We start from the raw sequence: 19995 nt of genomic DNA on the forward strand, positions 1-19995 counted from the left end.
TCACGACCGAGGCCACCCGCTTGTCAGCCGACTTCAGCTGACCTTCTTCGCCTTCTCGAGAGCCTCGGCGAGGTTCTCCAGCAGCGGCACGCACTTCGCGTACGAAAGGATCGGCTCGGGCGAGCGCGCGATGACCTGACCGGCCTTCACCGCGGGCAGCGTCTTCCAGGTCGCCTCGGTGATGTCGGCGGGCTGGATCGTCGAGGAACGGTCGTCCATCATGATGATGTCGGCCGCGTACTTGTCGACGTTCTCCCAGCTCAGCGACTCGTACCAGCCACCGCCCTCCGCCTTCGCGCTCTCCGGCGGCTCGATGAAGTTCACACCGAGGGCCTTGAAGTACTCCAGGTCGATGGAGAGGTTGGTGCCGGAGACGTAGAAGAGCGCCTCGCTCGCGGAACCGGCCAGCACCTTGATCTCGGGCTTGGCCTTGGCGGCGGCGCGCAGCCGGGCGGCCGCGTCCTCGAACTTCTTCTTGGCGTCGGTGACCGAGGCCGCCGTCATGTCGGCGCCGAGCGACTCGGCCAGCTCCCACATGCGCTGGAGCGGAGCGGTCAGCTGACGGTCGTAGACGGAGACGCCGACGCTCGGGGCGAGCTTGGCGATCTTGTCCTTGGAGGCCTCGGGGACGTACCAGAGGGTGCCGGCGCTGTCGAACATCGTGGAGATGAGCACGTCGGGCGTCAGGGCCGCGTACTTCTCGACGTTGAACTCGTCCCAGACGTTGCCCAGGACCGTCACCTTGGTGATGTCCATGTCGCCGGCCTGGACGTCGGCCTTGCCCGCGGCGGTCTTGGTCGGGCCGAAGACGCCCTTGACCTGGACGCCGTAGTCGTACAGGGCTGCGCCGACGCCGGTGAAGGCGACGATGTTCGCGGGGATCTTGTCGAGCTTCACCGTGGCGCCGCGGTCGTCCTCGAAGGTCCAGGAACCGGACTTGGCCGAGGCGCCCGCCGACGACGGGGAGCCACTGCTGCTCGCGTCGTCGTCCCCGCAGGCGGCGAGGGCGGCACCGAGGCCCAGGGCGCCACCGGCGGCGAGGATGCCACGGCGGGTGGGACGAGCGGCTCTGGCGTTGGACATGTGTCTGGCTACTTTCGAACGGGGCGGATCACCCGAGGACGGTTCGAACGTAGGTTAGCCTAACCTCAGCTCGTGTCCAGAGGGTGGTTTCGCGGTACGGGGCGCCCCGACTGACGCATGCTCACTTTCTGTGCTCTGCCTGTGAATCGAAGGAACAGGGGAACTCCGGGGGCGGGTTGAGGCTCGTGCGCGCCGCTCGCCCCCGGAAGCGAAGAGGGGGTCGCGACCTCCGTGCCCATGAGGGCCCACGCCGACTGGCCCGCTCGGGACGGGGGTTCATGGGCATCGCGGCTTCGAGGGAGGCTGCCCGTCTGGCGTGCGGGGTCCGGTCGCGGGCCCGCCGGGATGACGTGTCAGAGCACGGCGAGCCGGTCCACCAGCAGCTCCACCCTTCGCTCGGCGTCCCCCGGCGGCAGCCGTCCCGCCCGGGCCAGGGTCGCCAGCCCGTGCAGTGACGCCCAGAACACCTCGGTGAACAGCCCCGGGTGGACGCCGTCCCCGGCGACCTCGCCGAGGGTCTCCAACAGGGCGGCGAAGGCGTCCTTCAGCGGCTCCGGGGTGTCCTCCTGCGCGAAGGCCAGGCCGCCGTCGAGCTGGAAGATGGCGTCGTAGAGCGCCGGGTTGCGCGCGGCGAAGTCGAGGTAGGCGTAGGCCAGGGCGGCGACCCGCTCGCGCGGGCCGTGTGTGGCGGAAACCGCGGCCCGCACCGCTGCGGCCAGCTCGGCGGCGCCCTCCAGGGCGACGGCGCCGATGATCTCCCGTTTGCCGCGGAAGTGGCTGTAGAGGACGGGCTGGCTGTATTCGATGCGCTCGGCGAGCCGGCGGGTGGTGACCGCGTCCCAGCCCTGCTGCTCGGCGAGTTCGCGGGCCGTCGCCACGATGAGCCGCTCGCGGTCCGCCCGTTCGCGTGCCTTGCGTTCCTGTACCGACATGATTCGATTCTAGCACCGCTAGACAAGCGAGCGGTAATAGGTCTAGCGTTGCCTCATCACCTAGCAACGCTAGATTCCTGGAGGGGTCGTCATGCTCAACGCACTTGAGGTCGTCACCACCGTGGTCGTCGGCGTGATGGTGGGGGTGGAGTTCTCCGTCGCCTTCGTCATCAACCCGATCCTCAACGCCCTGCCCGAGGACAGCGGCCAACTCGGCCGCGCCCACGGGGGCCGGATGCTCGGCGCCGTGATGCCGTTCTGGTACATCGGCTCGCTCGTCCTCGCCGCGGTCTGGGCCGTCGCCGGATGGGACCGTCCGGGCGCCGGACTGGTCGTCACCGCCGGCGCGTTGCTGATCTTCAGCGTGGTCATGTCGCTCCTGCTGCTCGTCCCGATCAACAACCGGGGCAAGACGTGGACCCCTGAGAACCGGCCCGAGGACTGGAAGGAGCAGATGAACCGCTGGGACCGCTGGCACTACGTCCGCGTCGCCGTCATCATCGCCGCCTTCACCCTGCTGGTCGCCGCCCTCGCCTGACCCCGCGGGTCGGCGACGCGCAGGCGACGCACGATCCCCACTTCCCGGGCGGCGACGGGCCACCGGAATCCCGACATCCCGGAATGCGGCTGCCGCTCGGATCCACCACCGCGATCTCGACGAACCACTCCCCTCGATCAGCCTCGTCCGCGCGGCCTGATCAGGTCCCACTCGACTCAGCAAGCTCCACGAAGCTCACCAAGCCGACGAAGACTCGCAAGGAGAAGAACGATGTCGCTGAAGAAGACCAACACCGTCCTGGCCGCCGCCTTCATCCTCTTCATCCTCTGGTTCGGGACGGAGTTCATCCTGAGCCCGGAGACGACGGCGCCGGGCTTCGGCCTGCCGACCTGCCCGGCCGGCGACGGCGGCGGCTTCCTGGTCGTCAAGGGGATCCGCGACGTCGTCATGGCCCTGGTCCTGGGCATCCTGCTGGTGACGGGCCACCGCCGGGCGCTGGGCTTGGTGCTGCTGGTGGAGGCCCTGGCCGCGTACGGCGACATGGCCACCGTGCTGGCCCACCACGGCTCCCTGGCCACCGCGCTCGGCGTCCACGCGCTGACCGCGACACTGATGGTGGTCAACGGCCTGCTGATCATGCGCGAGACCCGCAAGGCCGTGGCCGCTCCGGCAACGCCCGTCCCGCGGCCCGCCTGACGCCACCCCGGCGCGTGTCGGCGTTCGACTGCCGGCGCCCGCCCCCGGGTGCGACGACCGGGCGATCCGCGAGGTCTTCCGGGCGCCGGCGCCGCCGCCCGGCATCCGGCAGGACGACCCCGCCCGCGAGGATCCCCGGGTCGTCTTCGAGGACGCGAGCGGGGTCCGAGGAGCCCGACGGGGATCGGCGGGGCTAGCCCGGAAGTCCCAACTCCCGGGCGATCAGCATCCGTTGCACCTCGCTCGTGCCCTCACCGATCTCCAGGATCTTGGAGTCGCGCCACATCCGGGCCACCGGGTACTCGTTCATGAAGCCGTAGCCGCCGTGCACCTGGGTGGCGTCACGGGCGTTGTCGACGGCGATCGTCGACGAGTACAGCTTGGCGAGGGCCGCCTCCTTCTTGAAGGGGTCGCCGGCCACCAGCCGCGAGGCCGCGTCCCGCCAGGCGAGGCGGGCCGTGTGGGCCTTCATCTCCATGTCCGCGATCTTGAACTGGATCGCCTGGTTGGCGCCGATCGGACGGCCGAACGCATGCCGTTCCTTCGCGTACTTCACCGACTCGTCCACACAGCCCTGCGCGAGGCCGGTCGCGAGCGCCGCGATGGCGATGCGCCCCTCGTCGAGGATCCGCAGGAACTGCGCGTACCCGCGGCCCTCCTCGCCCAGCAGGTTCGCCGCCGGGACCCGCACGTCCGAGAAGGACAGCTCACGGGTGTCGGAGGCGTTCCAGCCGACCTTCGAGTACGGGCTCGCGACCGTGAACCCCGGCGTGCCGGAAGGGACGATGATCGCCGAGATCAGCGGTCGGCCGTCCGGCTTGCGGCCGGTCACCGCCGTGACCGTGACCAGCCCCGTGATGTCCGTGCCCGAGTTGGTGATGAAGCACTTGGTGCCGTTGATCACCCACTCGTCCGTCTCGGGGTCGAGCCGGGCCGTCGTACGCGTCGCGCCCGCGTCGGAGCCGCCGTCCGGCTCGGTCAGCCCGAAGGCGCCCAGGATCTCGCCGGAGCACAGCCGCGGCAGCCACTCCCGCTTCTGCTCCGGCGTCCCGAAGAGATGGATCGGCATGGCCCCCAGTGAGACGCCCGCCTCCAGGGTGATCGCCACGGACGAGTCGACGCGCGCGAGCTCCTCCAGCACGATGCCGAGGGCGAGGTAGTCCCCGCCCATGCCGCCGTGCTCCTCGGGGAACGGCAGCCCGAACAGGCCCATGCGGCCCATCTCGCGGACGATCTCGTACGGGAACTCGTGCCGCTCGTAGAAGTCACCGATCTTGGGCGCGACCACGTCGTGCGCGAACTCCTCCACGGTGCGGCGGAGTTCTTCCAGTTCGGGGGAGAGACGGTGGTCCATGTCGGGTCACTGCTCCTTGTGGGACTGTGCGGTTCCGCCGAGTGCTCGGACGGTGCGGGAAGGGCTGGGTCGGCCCAGGCGGCCGGCCATCCACTCGCTGGTGGCGACGAGACGGCCGAGGTCCACCCCGGTGTCGATGCCGAGGCCCCGCAGCATCCACACCAGGTCTTCGGTGGCGAGATTTCCGGTGGCGGACTTGGCGTACGGGCAGCCGCCGAGACCGCCCGCCGACGCGTCGACGGTGGTGACGCCGTGCTGGAGCGCGGCGAGGGTGTTGGCGAGCGCCTGGCCGTACGTGTCGTGGAAGTGCACGCCCAGCGCGTCCGTGGGCACGCCCTGTTCGTTCAGCGCGGTCAGCAGGGCCCGGACGTGGCCCGGGGTGGCCACGCCGATCGTGTCGCCCAGGCTCAGTTCGTCGCAGCCCAGGTCGAGCAGGGCCCGGCAGACCCGGACGACCTGTTCGACCGGGACCGCGCCCTCCCACGGGTCGCCGAAGCACATGGAGAGGTAGCCGCGCACATGCACGTCCTGCGCCTTGGCCCGGGCCACCACCGGCTCGGACATCGCCAGCACCTCGTCCACCGAGCGGTTGAGGTTGGCCTTGGCGAAGGACTCGGTGGCGCTGGCGAAGACGGCGACCCGGCGGGCGCCCAGGGAGAGGGCGCGGTCCAGGCCGCGCTCGTTCGGCACCAGCACCGGGAGCGCCACATCGAGGCCGCTCACGCGCGGGAACAGCTCCTCGGCGTCCGCGAGTTGGGGCACCCAGCCGGGGTGGACGAAGCTGGTGGCCTCGATGGTGGTGAGGCCCGCGTCGGCGAGGCGGTGGACGAACTCCGCCTTGACGGCCGTCGGCACGGTCGACTTCTCGTTCTGGAGGCCGTCGCGCGGGCCCACCTCGTGGATGCGCACCCGCGTGGGCAGGCCCTCGGCCGGTACGGCCATGGGAAGTGTCACTGGTCCTCCTGTGCCTCTGCCTCTGCCGGTGCGATGACGGCCAGCACCTGGTCCATGGCGACCGTCGTGCCCGGCGTCACGTCCAGTTCGGCGACCGTGCCGGCGTGCGGGGCGGAGATGACGTGCTCCATCTTCATCGCCTCGACGACCAGCAGACTCTGGCCCGCGACCACCTCGTCGCCGACGGCGACCTTCACCACCGTGACCGTGCCGGGCATGGGCGCGGTGAGCGAGTCGGCGCCCGCGTGAGCCCCTCGGGAGAGGGAGTCGGCGACCGGGTCGTGATCGCGGACGTTCCAGGCGTCGCCGTCCCGGCCGAGCCAGGTGCCGTCCGGCAGCGCGGCGAAGGACTGGGCGACGCCGTCGAGCCGGCAGGTGAACCGGGGATCGGCGCCCGGCGCCGGGGGCGGGCCCCCGGCGCCCCGCAGCGGGGTGTCCGTCCCCGGCGGCAGCACCTCGACCGTGCCGTCCGCCGTGCCGCGCACCCGGACGGTCACCGGGTCGTGTCCCGGCACGTGCAGGTGGTGGGCCGTCCAGGCCGGCTCACCGCCCAGCCGCCAGCCGTCCGCGACGGCGAAGGGGTCCACCCAGCCCGTGCCGGGCACGGGGGCGAGCGCGGCCTGGCGCAGCAGCGCGGCCGCCGCGTAGACGTCGTCCGGCACGTCGGCCGCGACGAGCCTCGGGGCCTCCCGCTCCACCAGTCCGGTGTCCAACTCGCCTGCGACCACCGCCGGATGGGCCAGCAGCCGCCGCAGGAACCCGGCATTGGTCTGCACGCCCAGCGTGACCGTCTCCGCGAGGGCCGCCCGGAGCCGGCGCAGCGCGGTCTCCCGGTCCGGCCCGTAGGCGATCACCTTGGACAGCATCGGGTCGTAGAGGCTGCCGACCTCGGTGCCCTCGCTCAGTCCGGAGTCGGTGCGCACGCCGTCGCCCTGGGGTTCGCGCAGCCGCAGCACCGTCCCGCCGGAGGGCAGGAAGCCGCGCGCGGGGTCCTCGGCGCAGATCCGCGCCTCGACCGCGTGCCCGGTCAGCCGGACGTCCTGCTGGCCGAAGGACAGCGGCTCACCGGCGGCCACCCGCAGCTGCCACTCCACCAGGTCCAGGCCGGTGACCAGTTCGGTGACCGGGTGCTCCACCTGGAGGCGGGTGTTCATCTCCATGAAGTAGTACGAGGACGGGTCGTTGCCCGGCACGATGAACTCCACCGTGCCCGCGCCCCGGTACCCGCACGAGCGCGCCGCCTGGACCGCCGCCTCGCCCATGGCCGCCCGGGTCCTCTCGTCCAGCAGGACGGAGGGCGCCTCCTCGACGATCTTCTGGTGCCGGCGCTGGAGGGAGCACTCGCGCTCGCCCAGGTGCACCACGTTCCCGTGGCCGTCGGCCAGGACCTGGATCTCGATGTGCCGGGGCCGGTCCACCCACCGCTCGACGAGGAGCGTGTCGTCCCCGAAGGAGGCGCGGGCCTCGCGGCGGGCGGCGGCGATCTCCTCGGCCAGCACGGCCAGGTCCCGTACCAGGCGCATGCCCTTGCCGCCGCCGCCGGCCGACGGCTTGAGCAGGACGGGCGCGCCGATCTCGCGGGCGGCGTCGGCGAGTTCGGCGTCGGCGAGTCCGCTGCCGCTCGACCCGGGGACGACCGGTACCCCGGCCGCCTGCACGGTCTCCTTGGCCCGGATCTTGTCGCCCATCAGGGAGATGGCGTCCGCGGGCGGCCCGATGAAGACCAGCCCGGCGTCGGCGCAGGCGCGGGCGAAGCCGGCGTTCTCCGCGAGGAAGCCGTAGCCCGGGTGGACGGCCTGGGCGCCGGTGCGGGCGGCCGCCGCGAGCAGCCGCTCCACCGACAGGTAGCTCTCGGCCGCCGGCGGCGGACCGATGTGTACGGCCGTGTCCGCCTCCCGGACGTGCCGGGCGTCCGCGTCGGCGTCGGAGAAGACCGCCACCGAGCGCACCCCCAGCGCGCGCAGGGTGCGGATGACGCGGACGGCGATCTCGCCCCGGTTGGCCACAAGCACGGTGTCGAACATCAATGCTCCCCTCCTCACATCCGGAAGACGCCGAACTGGGGCTCACCCAGCGGCGCATGGGCACAGGCGGTCAGGGCGAGGCCCAGTACCTGCCGGGTCTCCAGCGGGTCGATGACGCCGTCGTCCCAGAGCCGGGCGGTGGCGTAGTAGGCGTTGCCCTGGCGCTCGTACTGCTGCCGGACCGGTGCCTTGAAGGCCTCTTCCTCGTCCGCGGGCCACTCCTCGCCCCGCGCCTCCAACTGGTCCCGTTTGACGGTCGCGAGGACGGAGGCGGCCTGCTCGCCGCCCATGACGGAGATCTTGGCGCCCGGCCACATCCACAGGAAGCGGGGCGAGTAGGCCCGGCCGCACATGGAGTAGTTCCCGGCGCCGTACGACCCGCCGACGACGACCGTCAGCTTCGGCACGCGCGTGCACGCCACGGCCGTCACCATCTTGGCGCCGTGCTTGGCGATGCCCCCGGCCTCGTAGTCGCGGCCGACCATGAACCCGGAGATGTTCTGGAGGAACACCAGCGGGATCCCGCGCTGGTCGCACAGCTCGATGAAGTGGGCGCCCTTCTGGGCGGACTCGGAGAACAGGATGCCGTTGTTGGCGACGATGCCGACCGGGTGGCCGTGGATCCGGGCGAAGCCGGTGACCAGGGTCTGCCCGAACTCGGACTTGAACTCCGCGAAGCGGGAGCCGTCGACCACGCGCGCGATGACCTCGCGCGCGTCGTAGGGGGTGCGGGAGTCGACGGGCACCGCGCCGTACAGCCCGTAGGGGTCGACCTTGGGTTCGACGGGCGCCCGCACCTCCCAGGGCAGGGGCCCGCGCGCGGGGAGCGTGGAGACGATGTTGCGGACGATGCGCAGCGCGTGCGCGTCGTCCTGCGCGAGGTGGTCGGTCACGCCGGACACCCGGGCGTGCACGTCGCCGCCGCCCAGCTCCTCCGCGGTGACGACCTCGCCGGTGGCGGCCTTCACCAGCGGGGGCCCGCCCAGGAAGATCGTGCCCTGGCCGCGGACGATGACGGCCTCGTCGCTCATGGCCGGGACGTAGGCTCCGCCGGCCGTGCACGAGCCCAGCACCGCCGCGATCTGCGGGATCCCGGCCCCGGACATCCGGGCCTGGTTGTAGAAGATCCGCCCGAAGTGCTCCCGGTCCGGGAACACCTCGTCCTGCATGGGCAGGAAGGCCCCGCCCGAGTCCACGAGATACAGGCAGGGCAGCCGGTTCTCGAGGGCGACCTCCTGGGCCCGCAGATGCTTCTTCACCGTCATCGGGTAGTACGTGCCGCCCTTGACGGTGGCGTCGTTGGCGACGATCACGCACGCGCGCCCGCCGACCCGCCCGATCCCGGCGATGACCCCGGCCGCCGGGGCCTGCCCCTCGTACATGCCGTCGGCGGCGAGCGGGGCGAGCTCCAGGAAGGGCGAACCCGGATCCAGGAGGGTGTCGACCCGGTCCCGGGGCAGCAGCTTCCCGCGCGCGGTATGGCGCGCCCTCGCCTTCTCCCCACCCCCCAGCCGGGCCGCGGCCAGCTTGCCGCGCAGCTCGTCGACGAGTGCGCGGTGCGCCGCCTCGTTGGCCCGCCAGGCCTCCGACGCGGGGTCTGCCGCGCTCGTCAGCTCCGGTGCCTGCTCCATCCTTGCGGTCCCCTCACCCAGTGATCGACTGTTAATGAGCGTTAACCATTTCCATCAGGTTAACGACCGCTAACCTCCCTGTCTAGAATCGTCTCCATGGCCACCAGAACCGACGCACCCACCCGTCGCGAGCAGATCCTCAGGGAGGCCGCGCGGCTGTTCGCCGAGCGCGGGTTCCACGGCGTGGGGGTGGACGAGATAGGCGCCGCCGTCGGCATCAGCGGGCCGGGGCTCTACCGGCACTTCCCGGGCAAGGACGCGATGCTCGCCGAGCTGCTGGTCGGCATCAGCGGCCGGCTGCTGACCGGCGCGAAGCTGCGCCTGGCGGAGGCCGACGGCGTCGCGCCCGAGGCGTTCCTCGACTCGCTCGTCGAGGGCCACATCGACTTCGCCCTCGACGACCGTCCCCTGATCACCCTGCACGACCGAGAGCTGGACCGCCTGCGTGACAGCGACCGCAAGCTGGTCCGTCAGCTCCAGCGGCAGTACGTCGAACTGTGGGTGGAGGCCCTGCGCGCCGTGTATCCGGGCCTCGCCGAGCCGACCGCCCGCTCGGCGGTGCACTCCGTCTTCGGTCTGCTGAACTCCACCCCGCACCTCGGCCGACCGGGTTCCCTGCCGGGCCGCGCGGCCACGGCGGCGCTGCTGCACCGGATGGCCAGGGGGGCCTTCGCGGCGGCCGTGGAGTGACGAGCGTTACCCCCGCCCCACCCTGGACGCTCTTCGTACTCGCCGGTACGGTTGTTCTCTGAGCAAGCGCTTAGCCATCGGGCCCCGCACATTGCCACAACCACGCATTGAGCAACCCCGACGGCGAGCAACCACATCCGCGAGAGCGGCGCCGGCTGAGGCGCAGAGAGGGGCCGGCGGTGCGCCGTACGGTGTTCAACGAGGACCACGAGGCGTTCCGGGAGACTCTCCGGGCCTTCATCGAGGCCGAGGTCGTCCCCGTCTACGACGAGTGGTTCCAGGCCGGCCAGGCGCCGCGCGACTTCTACTACAAGCTCGCCGAGCTCGGCGTCTTCGGCATCCGCGTCGACGAGGAGTACGGCGGCGCCGGCATCGACTCGTACAAGTTCGAGGCCGTCCTCTACGAGGAGACCGCCCGCGCGGGCGTCTCCTTCGGCGGCTCCGGCGTGCACGTGCTGCTCGGTCTGCCGTACCTCAAGCTGCTCGCCACCGACGAGCAGAAGAAGCGCTTCCTGCCGAAGTTCGTCTCCGGCGAGGAGATGTGGGCGATCGCGATGACCGAGCCGGGCACCGGCTCCGACCTCGCGGGCATGAAGAGCACCGCCAAGCTCTCCGAGGACGGCACGCACTACATACTCAACGGCTCCAAGACCTTCATCACCGGTGGCGTGCACGCCGACCGCATGATCGTCTGCGCCCGTACCGCCGCGCCCTCCGCCGAGGACCGCCGTCACGGCATCTCCCTGTTCGTGGTGGACACCAAGGCCGAGGGCTACTCGGTCGGCCGCAAGCTGGACAAGCTCGGCCTGAAGACCTCCGACACCGCCGAGCTGGCGTTCGTCGACGTCAAGGTGCCCGTCGAGGACCTGCTCGGCGAGGAGAACAAGGGCTTCTACTACCTCGGCCACAACCTCGCCTCCGAGCGCTGGGGCATCGCCTACGGTGCGTACGCGCAGGCCAAGGCCGCCGTCCGGTTCGCCAAGCAGTACGTGCAGGAGCGCGTGGTCTTCGGCAAGCCCGTCGCGCACTTCCAGAACACCAAGTTCGAGCTGGCCGCCTGCCAGGCCGAGGTGGACGCGGCCGAAGCCGTCGCCGACCGCGCCACGGAGGCCCTGGACGCGGGCGAGCTGACCCCGGCCGAGGCCGCCAGCGCCAAGCTGTTCTGCACCGAGGTCGCCCACCGGGTGATCGACCGCTGCCTCCAGCTGCACGGCGGCTACGGCTTCATGAACGAGTACCCGATCGCCCGCCTGTACGCGGACAACCGTGTCAACCGCATCTACGGCGGCACCAGCGAGATCATGAAGTCGATCATCGCCAAGGACATGGGTCTGTAAGGCCCGGGAAACCTCAGGAAATCACTGGCGGGTACAACTGTCTCCCATGAGCCAGGCACTACAGGATCTCCTCGATCTGCTCGACCTCGAGCAGATCGAGGAGAACATCTTCCGCGGCCGGTCCCGCTCCGCCGTCGTCCCGCGCGTCTTCGGCGGCCAGGTCGCGGCGCAGGCACTGGTCGCCGCCGGACGGACGGTCCCCGAGGACCGTCTCGCCCACTCCCTGCACGCGTACTTCCTGCGCATGGGCGACCCGGGAGCGCCCATCGTCTACACGGTCGACCGGATGAACGACGGCCGGTCCTTCACCGCGCGCCGCGTCGTCGCCGTCCAGCACGGACAGCCGATCTTCGCGCTGTCCGCCTCCTTCCAGCGGTACGAGGAGGGCTTCGAGCACCAGGCCCCGATGCCGCCGGCCCCGGACCCGGTCACGCTGCCCACCTCCGAGGAGCGGCTGCGCGGCTACGCCCATCTCGACCCCGAGGTCGTCGAGAGGTTCCTGGAGGCCCGCGAGGCGGTCGACCTGCGCTATGTCGACGAGCCGCCGTACGGCCGGTACGGCGCTGCGCGCGAGCCGCACTCCCAGGTCTGGTTCCGCGCCAACGGCAAGCTCGCCGACGATCCGCTGCTGCACGTCGTCCTCGCCACCTACGTCTCCGACATGACGCTCCTCGACTCGGTCCTGCTCGCGCACGGACGCGGCGGCTGGGCGGTCGGTGACGTGGTGGGGGCGTCCCTGGACCACGCGATGTGGTTCCACCGCCCGTTCCGCGCCGACGAATGGCTCCTCTACGACCAGGAGTCGCCGTCCGCGCACGGCGGCCGGGGCCTCGGGCAGGCCCGCATCTACACCCAGGACGGGCGGCTCGCCGTCTCGGTGATCCAGGAGGGCGTGGTCCGCGCCCCCCGGGGCGGCTGAGCACCCGGCGCCGCACGCGCGCGTGCGGCGCCCCTGCCGGGGGTTCCCTCGGCTAGTCGGTCAGTCCCGCCTCCGCCAGGAGGTACGCCGTCATCACGTCGTAGTGCCGCGGGCTGACGACGTGGTCGTCGAGCGGGACCGCCACCTGGACGGTGCCCTCCGACTCGGCGATGAACAGCGCCGGGTCGTTGCAGTCGGCGTAACCGACGGAGTCGACGCCGTGCTGCCCGGCGTAGCCCGCCCAGCCGTGGTCGGCGACGACCAGGTCGGGCAGCGGTCGACCCTCGCGTTCGAGCGCGGTGAGGATGGCCTTCATCGGCTCGCCCGAGTGGGTGTGCCAGAGGGTGGCGCCGTGTTCGAGGACCGCCACGTCGGCCAGCTGCCAGACGTACCCCTCGTCCGTCTGCAGCCCCTCCGGGATGACGACGATCTCGCAGCCGGCCGCGCGCAGGGCGGCGGCGGTGGCGCGGTGCACGTCGAGGAGACCGCCCGGGTGACCGGTGGCGAAGAGGACCCGCTGCTGTCCCTCGGCCGCCTTGCGCAGCCGGGCCGCGAGCCGGTCCAGGCCGTCGACCGTCAGCTCGGGGTCGATGGTGTCCTGGCCGTAGCGGTACTCGGGATCGTCGTTCACGCCGACCCGCTCCGCCATCACCGCGAGCACGTCCTGCTCGTCGGTCCAGCGGTCGCCGAGTTCCAGGCCGAGCCAGAAGTTGCGGACGCCGTTCGCGAGCTGGCGGTAGTGGGAGAGGTTGTTCTCGCGGGGCGTGGCGACGTCCCCGGCGATACGGGTTCTGACGAGATGGTCGACGAGTTCGGCGCGGCTGGGCGTCCCGGGTATCGGCATGGTTTCCATTGTGGGGCAGCGGGCTGTGCGCGTCTGCGCTGTTCCGGACGCTGGGACACGCGTCACTCACCGTTGTTTGAGAGAGAACCACAGCTCCATCCGGACGTCCGGATCGTCCAGGTCCGACCCCAACAGGGCCGCGCAGCGGGCGATCCGCTGCCGCACGGTGTTGCGGTGCACGGCCAGTGCCACCGCCGTGCGGTCCCAACTGCCGTGCAGGGAGAGCCAGGTGCGCAGCGTCTCGATGAGCGCGGTGCTCGCGCCGCTCGCCTCGATGGGGGCGAGCAGCGCCCGGGAGTGGGCCCGGGCCTCGTCGTCGGGCACCAGGTCCAGCAGCCCGGCCCCGGAGCCGTGGCGGACCAGCGCCGTGCGGGTGGCGCGGGCCCGGGCCAGCGCGCGGGCCGCCTGCACGTCGGCGGCGGGCCAGTCGGCGGGGGCCGCTTCCGCGCTGACGCCGAGGGTCCAGCCCGGCTGTGGCCGCGGCTCGCCGTCGGCCGGGACGAGGACCCGTACGACGTCGTGCGCGAGGTCGACGAGCGGTGATCCGAGACCGGCGCCGAGCGCGGCGGCCGCCACCGGGAGGTAGGGGTCCCCCCGCTCGGGCGAAGCCGGGAGCGGGGGAGCCGGGAGCGGGGGAGTCGGGGACGAGGGGGCCGGGGACGAGGCGGCCTGGGCGTCCGGCCGGGCGTGTACGACGAGCCACCGCTCGCCTCCCAGCAGCGGGGCCACCTCGGCGGGCGCGGCCCCCAGCAGCAGCCGTACGAGCGCCGACGAGCGGGCCGCTCCCGAGCCGCTCTGGTGTTCGCCGGTGAGGAGGGAGAGCAGGACGGCGGCGACGGAGGCGATGGTGTGGTCCCCGGGGTCGCGCCGGGGCGCCGCCACCCCGAGCACGAACCCCCGGCCGGCCCCGAGCGCGTAGGCGGCGAGGTGGGTCCCGTCGGGGGTGGTGTCGCTGGCGGTGGCGGAGGCACGGGAGACGAGGAGGCGGGCGAGCCCGGCGAGAGGGGCGTCCGCCGCGGACGTCCGACCCGCCCCCGCGATCTCCGCCCCCTCCGGCCCGTACAGCACCGCGCGGCCCCCGACGCGCTGGGCGAGCTGCCGCAGGACGGACGGAACCGGGTCCGGGCGGGAGGCGGCGGCCGCGAGGCTCTGCTGGGCCTCCGTGACCCGGCGCAGCTCGGCGGTGCGGGCCCGCTCCATCAGCTGCCAGACCGCGCGGGCCACGGCCGAGAACGTCGTCTGCGGGGGCACCTCCAGGAGCGGCAGCTCGTACGCCTCGCAGGCGGCGACCAGTGCCCTGGGCACGGTGTCGTGCACCGGCACGACCCCGAACCCGAGGGCCGCCCCGCCCGCCGCGACGATCCGCGAGACGTAGTCGTCGAAGTACGTCCCCGACCCCGCCGCCTCCGGGATGTGCACGCCCGCGGTCAGCAGCAGCTCGCCGCCCAGCAGATACGGGTACGGGTCGGCCATCTCCGAGGTGTGCGCCCCGTGCAGCACGACGCCGGGCTCGGCGGGGCCGGCGATCTGCCGCAGAGCGAGGTCCTCGCGGGCCAGCAGGGCGGCGAGGGGGACCGGCGGGGTGGGGGGTACGGCGGGCACGGCGGGCTCCGGCACCATGGACGTTCCCTCCACTGGATGCGGATCGAGTGGATGAAACGTACACTTCCAGGGCTCTTTTCGGCCACCTAGGGTCAACTCCCGAACCACCTCAGCCATCAAGAAGGGTGGGCCCCGTGGCCGTCGACTACACCGTGATCGTCGTCTATCTGGCCGGCATGCTGGCCATGGGCTGGTGGGGCATGCGCCGCGCCCGCTCGAAGAGTGAGTTCCTGGTCGCGGGGCGTCGCCTCGGGCCCGTCATGTACTCCGGCACCATGGCGGCGATCGTCCTCGGCGGCGCGTCCACCATCGGCGGCGTCGGTCTGGGATACCAGTACGGGCTGTCCGGCGCGTGGATGGTGTTCACCATCGGCCTGGGCCTGCTCGCCCTCTCCGTCTTCTTCTCGGCCCGCATCGCCCGCCTCAAGGTCTACACGGTCTCCGAGATGCTGGACCTGCGCTACGGCGGCCGGGCCGGCGTGATCTCGGGCGTGGTGATGTGGGCGTACACGCTGATGCTCGCCGTGACGTCGACCATCGCCTACGCCACCATCTTCGACGTCCTCTTCGACATGAACAGGACCGTCGCGATCATCCTCGGCGGCTCGATCGTCGTCGCGTACTCGACGCTCGGCGGCATGTGGTCGATCACCCTCACCGACATGGTGCAGTTCGTGGTGAAGACGATCGGCGTGCTCCTCCTGCTGCTGCCGATCGCGGTCGTCAAGGCGGGCGGCTTCGGCGAGATGAAGGCGAAGCTGCCGACCGGGTACTTCGACCCGCTGGGCATCGGCGGCGAGACGATCTTCACCTATGTGCTGATCTACACCTTCGGCATGCTCATCGGCCAGGACATCTGGCAGCGCGTGTTCACCGCCCGCGGCGACCGGACGGCGAAGTGGGGCGGCACGGTGGCCGGTACCTACTGTCTCGTGTACGCCCTCGCCGGCGCCGTCATCGGCACGGCGGCCAAGGTGCTCTACCCGAACCTCGCCTCCGCGGACGCCGCCTTCGCGACGATCGTCAAGGACGAACTCCCGGTCGGCGTGCGCGGGCTGGTGCTGGCCGCCGCGCTCGCCGCCGTGATGTCCACCTCGTCGGGCGCGCTCATCGCCTGCGCGACCGTCGCCAACAACGACATCTGGTCGCGGCTGCGGGGCGCCGTGAACGCCGACGGCGAGGAGCGTGCCGAGGAACGCGACGAGGTCAGGGGCAACCGCCTGTTCATCCTGCTGATGGGCATCGCGGTGATCGTCACGGCGATCGCCCTCAACAACGTCGTCGAGGCGCTGACGGTGGCCTACAACCTGCTCGTCGGCGGACTGCTGGTCCCCATCCTCGGCGGACTGCTCTGGAAGCGCGGCACGGTCCAGGGCGCCCTCGCCTCCGTCGTGGTCGGCGGCGTCGCGGTGATCGGCCTGATGGCCGGCTACGGCATCCTCGCCAACGAGCCGGTCTACTACGGCCTCCTCGGCTCCCTGGCCGCCTACCTCGCCGTGTCCCTGGCGACCCCGGCCACCGACCCCGCCGTACTGGCCGCCTGGCGCGAGCGCCTGGCCGGCCGGACCCCTGACACGGCCGGGACCTCGCCTGTTCCGGTGTCCCAGTAGAGTCGTACGACAAGTAGTGCATACGCGATGAAGCGTAAGAAAGAGAGCATGTGACCATGAGCGGCAACGAGACGCCCCGCGGCCCCGTCGACTCCTCCCGCGTCCCGCGGTATGCCGGACCTGCGACCTTCGCCCGGCTGCCCCGCCTCGACGAGGTCGGCCGCGCCGACGTCGCCGTGGTGGGCGTGCCGTTCGACTCGGGTGTCTCCTACCGGCCGGGCGCCCGCTTCGGCGGCAACGCGATCCGCGAGGCGTCCCGGCTGCTGCGGCCGTACAACCCGGCGCAGGACGCCTCCCCCTTCGCCCTCGCCCAGGTGGCGGACGGCGGCGACATCGCGGTGAACCCGTTCAACATCCACGAGGCCGTGGAGACGATCGAGGCGGCGGCCGACGACCTGCTGGGCACGGGCGCCCGCCTGATGACCCTGGGCGGCGACCACACCATCGCGCTGCCGCTGCTGCGCTCGGTCGCGAAGAAGCACGGCCCCGTCGCCCTGCTCCACTTCGACGCGCACCTCGACACCTGGGACACCTACTTCGGCGCCGAGTACACCCACGGCACACCGTTCCGCCGGGCCGTGGAGGAGGGCATCCTCGACACCGAGGCCCTCTCCCACGTCGGCACCCGCGGCCCGCTGTACGGCAAGCAGGACCTGACCGACGACGAGAAGCTGGGCTTCGGCATCGTCACCTCGGCGGACGTGTACCGGCGCGGCGCCGACGAGATCGCCGACCAGCTGCGTCAGCGCATCGGCGACCGCCCTCTCTACATCTCCATCGACATCGACTGCCTCGACCCGGCGCACGCCCCCGGCACCGGCACCCCGGAGGCGGGCGGCATGACCTCGCGCGAGCTCCTGGAGATCCTGCGCGGCCTGGCCTCGTGCAACCTGGTCTCGGCGGACGTCGTCGAGGTGGCCCCCGCGTACGATCACGCGGAGATCACGTCGGTGGCCGCGTCCCACACGGCGTACGAACTGACCACGATCATGTCCCGACAGATTGCCGAGGCTCGCGCGAAGTGACTCACGACCACGACCTGGTGCTCCGGCCGACTCAGGCGCAGATCGCCGCTGCTCTGAACCCTCCCGCCGGCCGCAACGGCGGAGACCTGGTCGTGGAGACGCTGGCCGGACTGGGCGCGACCACCGTCTTCGGGCTGCCCGGCCAGCACGCGCTCGGCATGTTCGACGCGCTGCGCCGCTCGACGCTGCGGTACATCGGCCTGCGGGTGGAGAACAACGCGGGGTTCGCGGCGGACGCGTACGGCCGGATCACCGGCGAGGCGGCCCCGCTGCTGCTGTCGACGGGCCCGGGCGCGCTCACCTCGCTCGCGGCGCTCCAGGAGGCCGCGGCCGCCTCGGCGCCGGTGCTGGCGATCAGCAGCCAGATCCCGACCCCCGGCCTGGGCGGCGGCCGCCACGGCTATCTGCACGAACTGCCCGACCAGGCGGCCTCGTTCCGCGGCGTGGTGAAGTCGGTCCACACCGTCCGCACCCAGTCGCAGATCCCGTCCGCGATCGAGGCGGCCTGGAAGTCCGCGCTGACCGTGCCGCACGGCCCGGTGTGGGTGGAGATCCCGCAGGACGTGCTGCTGGCCCAGACCCGGATCCCGGTGGTGACCGGCGGCGACGCCTTTCCCGAAGAGCTGCCGCCGCGCCCCGAACTGACCGCCGTGGCAGCCGACCTGCTGTCGAAGGCGGCCCGTCCGGCGATCATCGCGGGCGGCGGGGTCGTACGGTCGGACGCCTCGGGCAAGCTCAAGCAGCTGGCGGAGGTGTTGCAGGCCCCGGTGGTCACCACACCCGGCGGCAAGGGGGCGTTCCCCTGGAACCACCCCCTCTCGCTCCAGTCCTGGATCGAGGACCGTCACACCACCGACTTCCTCGAGGACGCGGACGTCCTCCTGGTCGTCGGCTCGGGGCTCGGCGAACTCTCCTCCAACTACCACACGTTCAAGCCGCGGGGCCGGGTCGTCCAGATCGAGGCGGACCTGGGAAAGCTGGAGTCGAACCATCCGGCGCTCGGCATCCACGCGGACGCGCGACTGGCGTTGCAGGCGCTGCTGGAGACGGTGGTGGAGCGGGCGCGGCCGGGGGTCCCGGAGCGCGTCCGTGAGGTCCTGGCGAAGGTCGCCGACCGCATCGCCGCCCAGGAACTCACCCTGGAACAAGAGGTGTTGGCGTCGGTCCGCAGGGCGCTGCCGGCCGACTCCCCGTCCTTCTGGGACATGACGATCCTCGCGTACTGGGCCTGGTCGGCCTTCGACGCGAAGGGCCCCAACCACATGCACTCGGCCCAGGGCGCGGGCGGCCTGGGCTACGGCTTCCCGGCGGCGCTGGGCGCGGCGGCGGCCGACCCGACCCGCCCGGTGCTGGCGGTCTCGGGCGACGGCGGCGCGCTGTACTCGATCGCGGAGCTGGCGACGGCCAGGCAGTACTGCCTGAACGTCACCTGGCTGATCGTCGACGACGGCGGCTACGGCATCCTGCGCGAGTACATGACCGACGCCTTCGGTGAGCCCACGGCCACCGAACTGGCCCGCCCGGACTACGTGGCCCTGGCGGAGTCCTTCGGGGTGCCGGGGGTGCGGACGTCTCCGGAGACCCTGGAGGCGGACCTGGCGAAGGCGTTGGCGACGCCCGGCCCCTCGGTGGTCCTCCTCCCGGCGGTGCTGCGGATGTTCGCGCCCACGCACCTGTCCTAGGGAAGACCGTTGATACGGTCCCGCCATGTCTGAAGCACACGGATCACCCGGCCCCGTCACCGCCGACGACGTGCAGGAGGCGGTCCGGTCGGCGGTGGCCGCCCTGCGGGGGGCCGAGGCCGCCGACTGGGACGCCAAGGCCGGTTCCCTGGACTGGAGTTGCTGGGAGACCGTCGAGCATCTGGCCGACGACCTGTTCGCCTACGCCGCCCAACTGGGCCCGCGGGGCGCGCCGTCGGACACCGAGGTGCCCTTCGTCTGGCGCGCGGAGCGGCCCGGCGCCCCGGCGAACGTGATCTTCGCGGACCGGGCGGCCGGGGCGGCCGGACTCGCGCGGGTGCTGGAGGCCTGTGGGGCGCTGCTGACCGCCATGGCGCGTACGACACCGGCGAGCGTCAGGTCGCATCACGTCTTCGGGGCCTCCGACCCCGAGGGCTTCGCCGCCATGGGCGTCGTCGAGACGCTGGTGCATCTGCACGACGTCGCCGAGGGGCTCGGCTTCCGGTGGGAGCCGGACGCCGGCCTGTGCGACCGGGTGCTGGCGAGGCTCTTCCCGGACGCCCCGGCCGGCCCCGACCGGTGGCCCACTCTGCTGTGGGCCACCGGACGGGGGGAGATCCCGGGGCACGCGCGCCTCACGCGGTGGCGTTGGCACGGCGCGCCCCGCGGCGAGGGCGTGGGCGAGAGCGAGCGGTAGGGCTCAGCAGGCGCCCGGACCCACCGCGTCGATCCGGCCGCCGAAGTCGCCGAGGTAGCGCAGGCGGTAGTCGGCGTTGAAGACGTTCCGCTTCTCCACCGGGCCCCAGTTGATGAAGCAGGCGCGGGTGCTGGAGACGAAGGAGCCCACGTGGTCGTGGAGGGCGGGCGGCATGTCCCGGTAGCCGCTGCGGGCGGGCCACTCCCAGCTGGTGCCGCGGAAGTTCTCGCCGCTGTAGAAACAGATCGAGCCGTCGGGGCAGGACGGTGCCGCGGCCGCCGAGGCGCTGTGGGCGGGCAGGGTGAGGGTGGTCAGGGCGAGTGCGGCGGCGAAGGACCAGGCGCGAAGCTTCAAGAAGGCCTCCGGAAAAGGGAGTCGGGAGGCTCCGGCTGATGCGCCGGAGCCCGTCCCCACCC

18 protein-coding genes are annotated in these 19995 nt (G+C 72.1%); 9 read left to right on the forward strand and 9 right to left on the reverse strand.

Annotation, left to right across the window (positions count from 1 at the left end):
* Window positions 1-33: 33 nt before the first annotated feature.
* Both ACIRPU_RS00655 and ACIRPU_RS00660 read right to left on the reverse strand, forming a co-directional pair.
* On the reverse strand, window positions 34-1083 hold the full coding sequence (locus ACIRPU_RS00655) for an ABC transporter substrate-binding protein (protein ID WP_403859767.1): 1050 nt from the start codon (window positions 1081-1083) through the stop codon (window positions 34-36).
* Window positions 1084-1436: 353 nt separating this feature from the next.
* Window positions 1437-2015, reverse strand: a complete 579-nt coding sequence (locus ACIRPU_RS00660) for a TetR/AcrR family transcriptional regulator (RefSeq protein WP_403859770.1) — start codon at window positions 2013-2015, stop codon at window positions 1437-1439.
* A gap of 91 nt (window positions 2016-2106) precedes the next feature.
* Between ACIRPU_RS00660 and ACIRPU_RS00665 the strand changes: the two genes are divergently transcribed.
* Both ACIRPU_RS00665 and ACIRPU_RS00670 read left to right on the forward strand, forming a co-directional pair.
* A complete protein-coding gene (locus tag ACIRPU_RS00665; RefSeq protein ID WP_355701530.1) occupies window positions 2107-2553 on the forward strand; it encodes a DUF1772 domain-containing protein in 447 nt (148 codons plus the stop codon).
* Window positions 2554-2784: 231 nt separating this feature from the next.
* Window positions 2785-3210, forward strand: a complete 426-nt coding sequence (locus ACIRPU_RS00670) for a DUF4267 domain-containing protein (protein WP_403859774.1) — start codon at window positions 2785-2787, stop codon at window positions 3208-3210.
* A gap of 193 nt (window positions 3211-3403) precedes the next feature.
* On the opposite strand, the gene ACIRPU_RS00675 is transcribed toward ACIRPU_RS00670, so the two are convergent.
* From ACIRPU_RS00675 to ACIRPU_RS00690, 4 genes are read right to left on the reverse strand one after another with little or no spacing between them, the layout of a single operon-like run.
* On the reverse strand, window positions 3404-4564 hold the full coding sequence (locus ACIRPU_RS00675) for an acyl-CoA dehydrogenase family protein (protein ID WP_394640943.1): 1161 nt from the start codon (window positions 4562-4564) through the stop codon (window positions 3404-3406).
* Window positions 4565-4570: 6 nt separating this feature from the next.
* Window positions 4571-5506, reverse strand: coding sequence for a hydroxymethylglutaryl-CoA lyase (locus ACIRPU_RS00680; protein ID WP_355701731.1), 936 nt, complete (start codon window positions 5504-5506; stop codon window positions 4571-4573).
* 8 nt (window positions 5507-5514) lie between these two features.
* Window positions 5515-7542, reverse strand: a complete 2028-nt coding sequence (locus ACIRPU_RS00685; RefSeq protein WP_403859779.1) for an acetyl/propionyl/methylcrotonyl-CoA carboxylase subunit alpha — start codon at window positions 7540-7542, stop codon at window positions 5515-5517.
* 14 nt (window positions 7543-7556) lie between these two features.
* On the reverse strand, window positions 7557-9173 hold the full coding sequence (locus ACIRPU_RS00690; protein ID WP_384115495.1) for a carboxyl transferase domain-containing protein: 1617 nt from the start codon (window positions 9171-9173) through the stop codon (window positions 7557-7559).
* Between the two features lie 96 nt (window positions 9174-9269).
* On the opposite strand from ACIRPU_RS00690, the gene ACIRPU_RS00695 reads away from it, so the two are divergent.
* The 3 genes from ACIRPU_RS00695 (at window position 9270) to ACIRPU_RS00705 (ending at window position 12119) form a co-directional block, all read left to right on the forward strand.
* Window positions 9270-9863 (forward strand): TetR/AcrR family transcriptional regulator, encoded by a 594-nt coding sequence (locus tag ACIRPU_RS00695; RefSeq protein ID WP_383473407.1) that lies wholly within the window; start codon window positions 9270-9272, stop codon window positions 9861-9863.
* A 179-nt stretch (window positions 9864-10042) separates the two neighbouring features.
* The gene (locus ACIRPU_RS00700; protein WP_355701524.1) at window positions 10043-11200 is read left to right on the forward strand and encodes an acyl-CoA dehydrogenase family protein; all 1158 of its coding nucleotides are present in this window, start codon (window positions 10043-10045) and stop codon (window positions 11198-11200) included.
* A gap of 46 nt (window positions 11201-11246) precedes the next feature.
* On the forward strand, window positions 11247-12119 hold the full coding sequence (locus ACIRPU_RS00705; protein ID WP_355701523.1) for an acyl-CoA thioesterase II: 873 nt from the start codon (window positions 11247-11249) through the stop codon (window positions 12117-12119).
* A gap of 52 nt (window positions 12120-12171) precedes the next feature.
* Here ACIRPU_RS00705 and ACIRPU_RS00710 read toward each other — a convergent pair whose 3' ends face one another.
* Both ACIRPU_RS00710 and ACIRPU_RS00715 read right to left on the reverse strand, forming a co-directional pair.
* Complete coding sequence (locus ACIRPU_RS00710; RefSeq protein ID WP_385555908.1) at window positions 12172-12963, reverse strand: phosphatase; 792 nt, start codon at window positions 12961-12963, stop codon at window positions 12172-12174.
* Window positions 12964-13029: 66 nt separating this feature from the next.
* Entirely contained in the window at window positions 13030-14583 is a 1554-nt protein-coding gene (locus tag ACIRPU_RS00715) for a helix-turn-helix domain-containing protein (RefSeq protein ID WP_403859785.1), read from the reverse strand.
* 116 nt (window positions 14584-14699) lie between these two features.
* On the opposite strand from ACIRPU_RS00715, the gene ACIRPU_RS00720 reads away from it, so the two are divergent.
* From ACIRPU_RS00720 to ACIRPU_RS00735, 4 genes are read left to right on the forward strand one after another with little or no spacing between them, the layout of a single operon-like run.
* Window positions 14700-16175 carry a sodium:solute symporter gene (locus ACIRPU_RS00720; RefSeq protein ID WP_403859788.1) on the forward strand — a complete coding sequence of 492 codons (1476 nt, stop codon included), beginning with the start codon at window positions 14700-14702 and terminating at the stop codon, window positions 16173-16175.
* Between the two features lie 56 nt (window positions 16176-16231).
* On the forward strand, window positions 16232-17200 hold the full coding sequence (speB, locus tag ACIRPU_RS00725) for an agmatinase (protein ID WP_355701519.1): 969 nt from the start codon (window positions 16232-16234) through the stop codon (window positions 17198-17200).
* Entirely contained in the window at window positions 17197-18882 is a 1686-nt protein-coding gene (locus tag ACIRPU_RS00730) for a thiamine pyrophosphate-binding protein (RefSeq protein WP_403859792.1), read from the forward strand. Before speB ends, ACIRPU_RS00730 begins: the two co-directional genes overlap by 4 nt.
* A 25-nt stretch (window positions 18883-18907) precedes the next feature.
* A complete protein-coding gene (locus ACIRPU_RS00735) occupies window positions 18908-19579 on the forward strand; it encodes a DinB family protein (protein WP_403859795.1) in 672 nt (223 codons plus the stop codon).
* Between the two features lie 3 nt (window positions 19580-19582).
* Here ACIRPU_RS00735 and ACIRPU_RS00740 read toward each other — a convergent pair whose 3' ends face one another.
* On the reverse strand, window positions 19583-19933 hold the full coding sequence (locus tag ACIRPU_RS00740) for a peptidase inhibitor family I36 protein (protein WP_403859798.1): 351 nt from the start codon (window positions 19931-19933) through the stop codon (window positions 19583-19585).
* Window positions 19934-19995 lie beyond the last annotated feature (62 nt).

This window comes from Streptomyces sp. NPDC102259 (assembly GCF_044766465.1).
Classification (GTDB): Bacteria; Actinomycetota; Actinomycetes; order Streptomycetales; family Streptomycetaceae; genus Streptomyces.

Bases quoted from the DNA above. Each gene is read 5' to 3' on its own strand.
- ACIRPU_RS00735 (WP_403859795.1), top strand. From the start codon at position 18,908: ATGTCTGAAGCACACGGATCACCCGGCCCCGTCACCGCCGACGACGTG.
- ACIRPU_RS00690 (WP_384115495.1), bottom strand. From the start codon at position 9,173: ATGGAGCAGGCACCGGAGCTGACGAGCGCGGCAGACCCCGCGTCGGAG.
- ACIRPU_RS00680 (WP_355701731.1), bottom strand. From the start codon at position 5,506: ATGGCCGTACCGGCCGAGGGCCTGCCCACGCGGGTGCGCATCCACGAG.
- ACIRPU_RS00670 (WP_403859774.1), top strand. From the start codon at position 2,785: ATGTCGCTGAAGAAGACCAACACCGTCCTGGCCGCCGCCTTCATCCTC.
- ACIRPU_RS00665 (WP_355701530.1), top strand. From the start codon at position 2,107: ATGCTCAACGCACTTGAGGTCGTCACCACCGTGGTCGTCGGCGTGATG.
- ACIRPU_RS00660 (WP_403859770.1), bottom strand. From the start codon at position 2,015: ATGTCGGTACAGGAACGCAAGGCACGCGAACGGGCGGACCGCGAGCGG.
- ACIRPU_RS00695 (WP_383473407.1), top strand. From the start codon at position 9,270: ATGGCCACCAGAACCGACGCACCCACCCGTCGCGAGCAGATCCTCAGG.
- ACIRPU_RS00705 (WP_355701523.1), top strand. From the start codon at position 11,247: ATGAGCCAGGCACTACAGGATCTCCTCGATCTGCTCGACCTCGAGCAG.
- speB (WP_355701519.1), top strand. From the start codon at position 16,232: ATGAGCGGCAACGAGACGCCCCGCGGCCCCGTCGACTCCTCCCGCGTC.
- ACIRPU_RS00710 (WP_385555908.1), bottom strand. From the start codon at position 12,963: ATGCCGATACCCGGGACGCCCAGCCGCGCCGAACTCGTCGACCATCTC.
- ACIRPU_RS00715 (WP_403859785.1), bottom strand. From the start codon at position 14,583: ATGGTGCCGGAGCCCGCCGTGCCCGCCGTACCCCCCACCCCGCCGGTC.
- ACIRPU_RS00685 (WP_403859779.1), bottom strand. From the start codon at position 7,542: ATGTTCGACACCGTGCTTGTGGCCAACCGGGGCGAGATCGCCGTCCGC.
- ACIRPU_RS00655 (WP_403859767.1), bottom strand. From the start codon at position 1,083: ATGTCCAACGCCAGAGCCGCTCGTCCCACCCGCCGTGGCATCCTCGCC.
- ACIRPU_RS00675 (WP_394640943.1), bottom strand. From the start codon at position 4,564: ATGGACCACCGTCTCTCCCCCGAACTGGAAGAACTCCGCCGCACCGTG.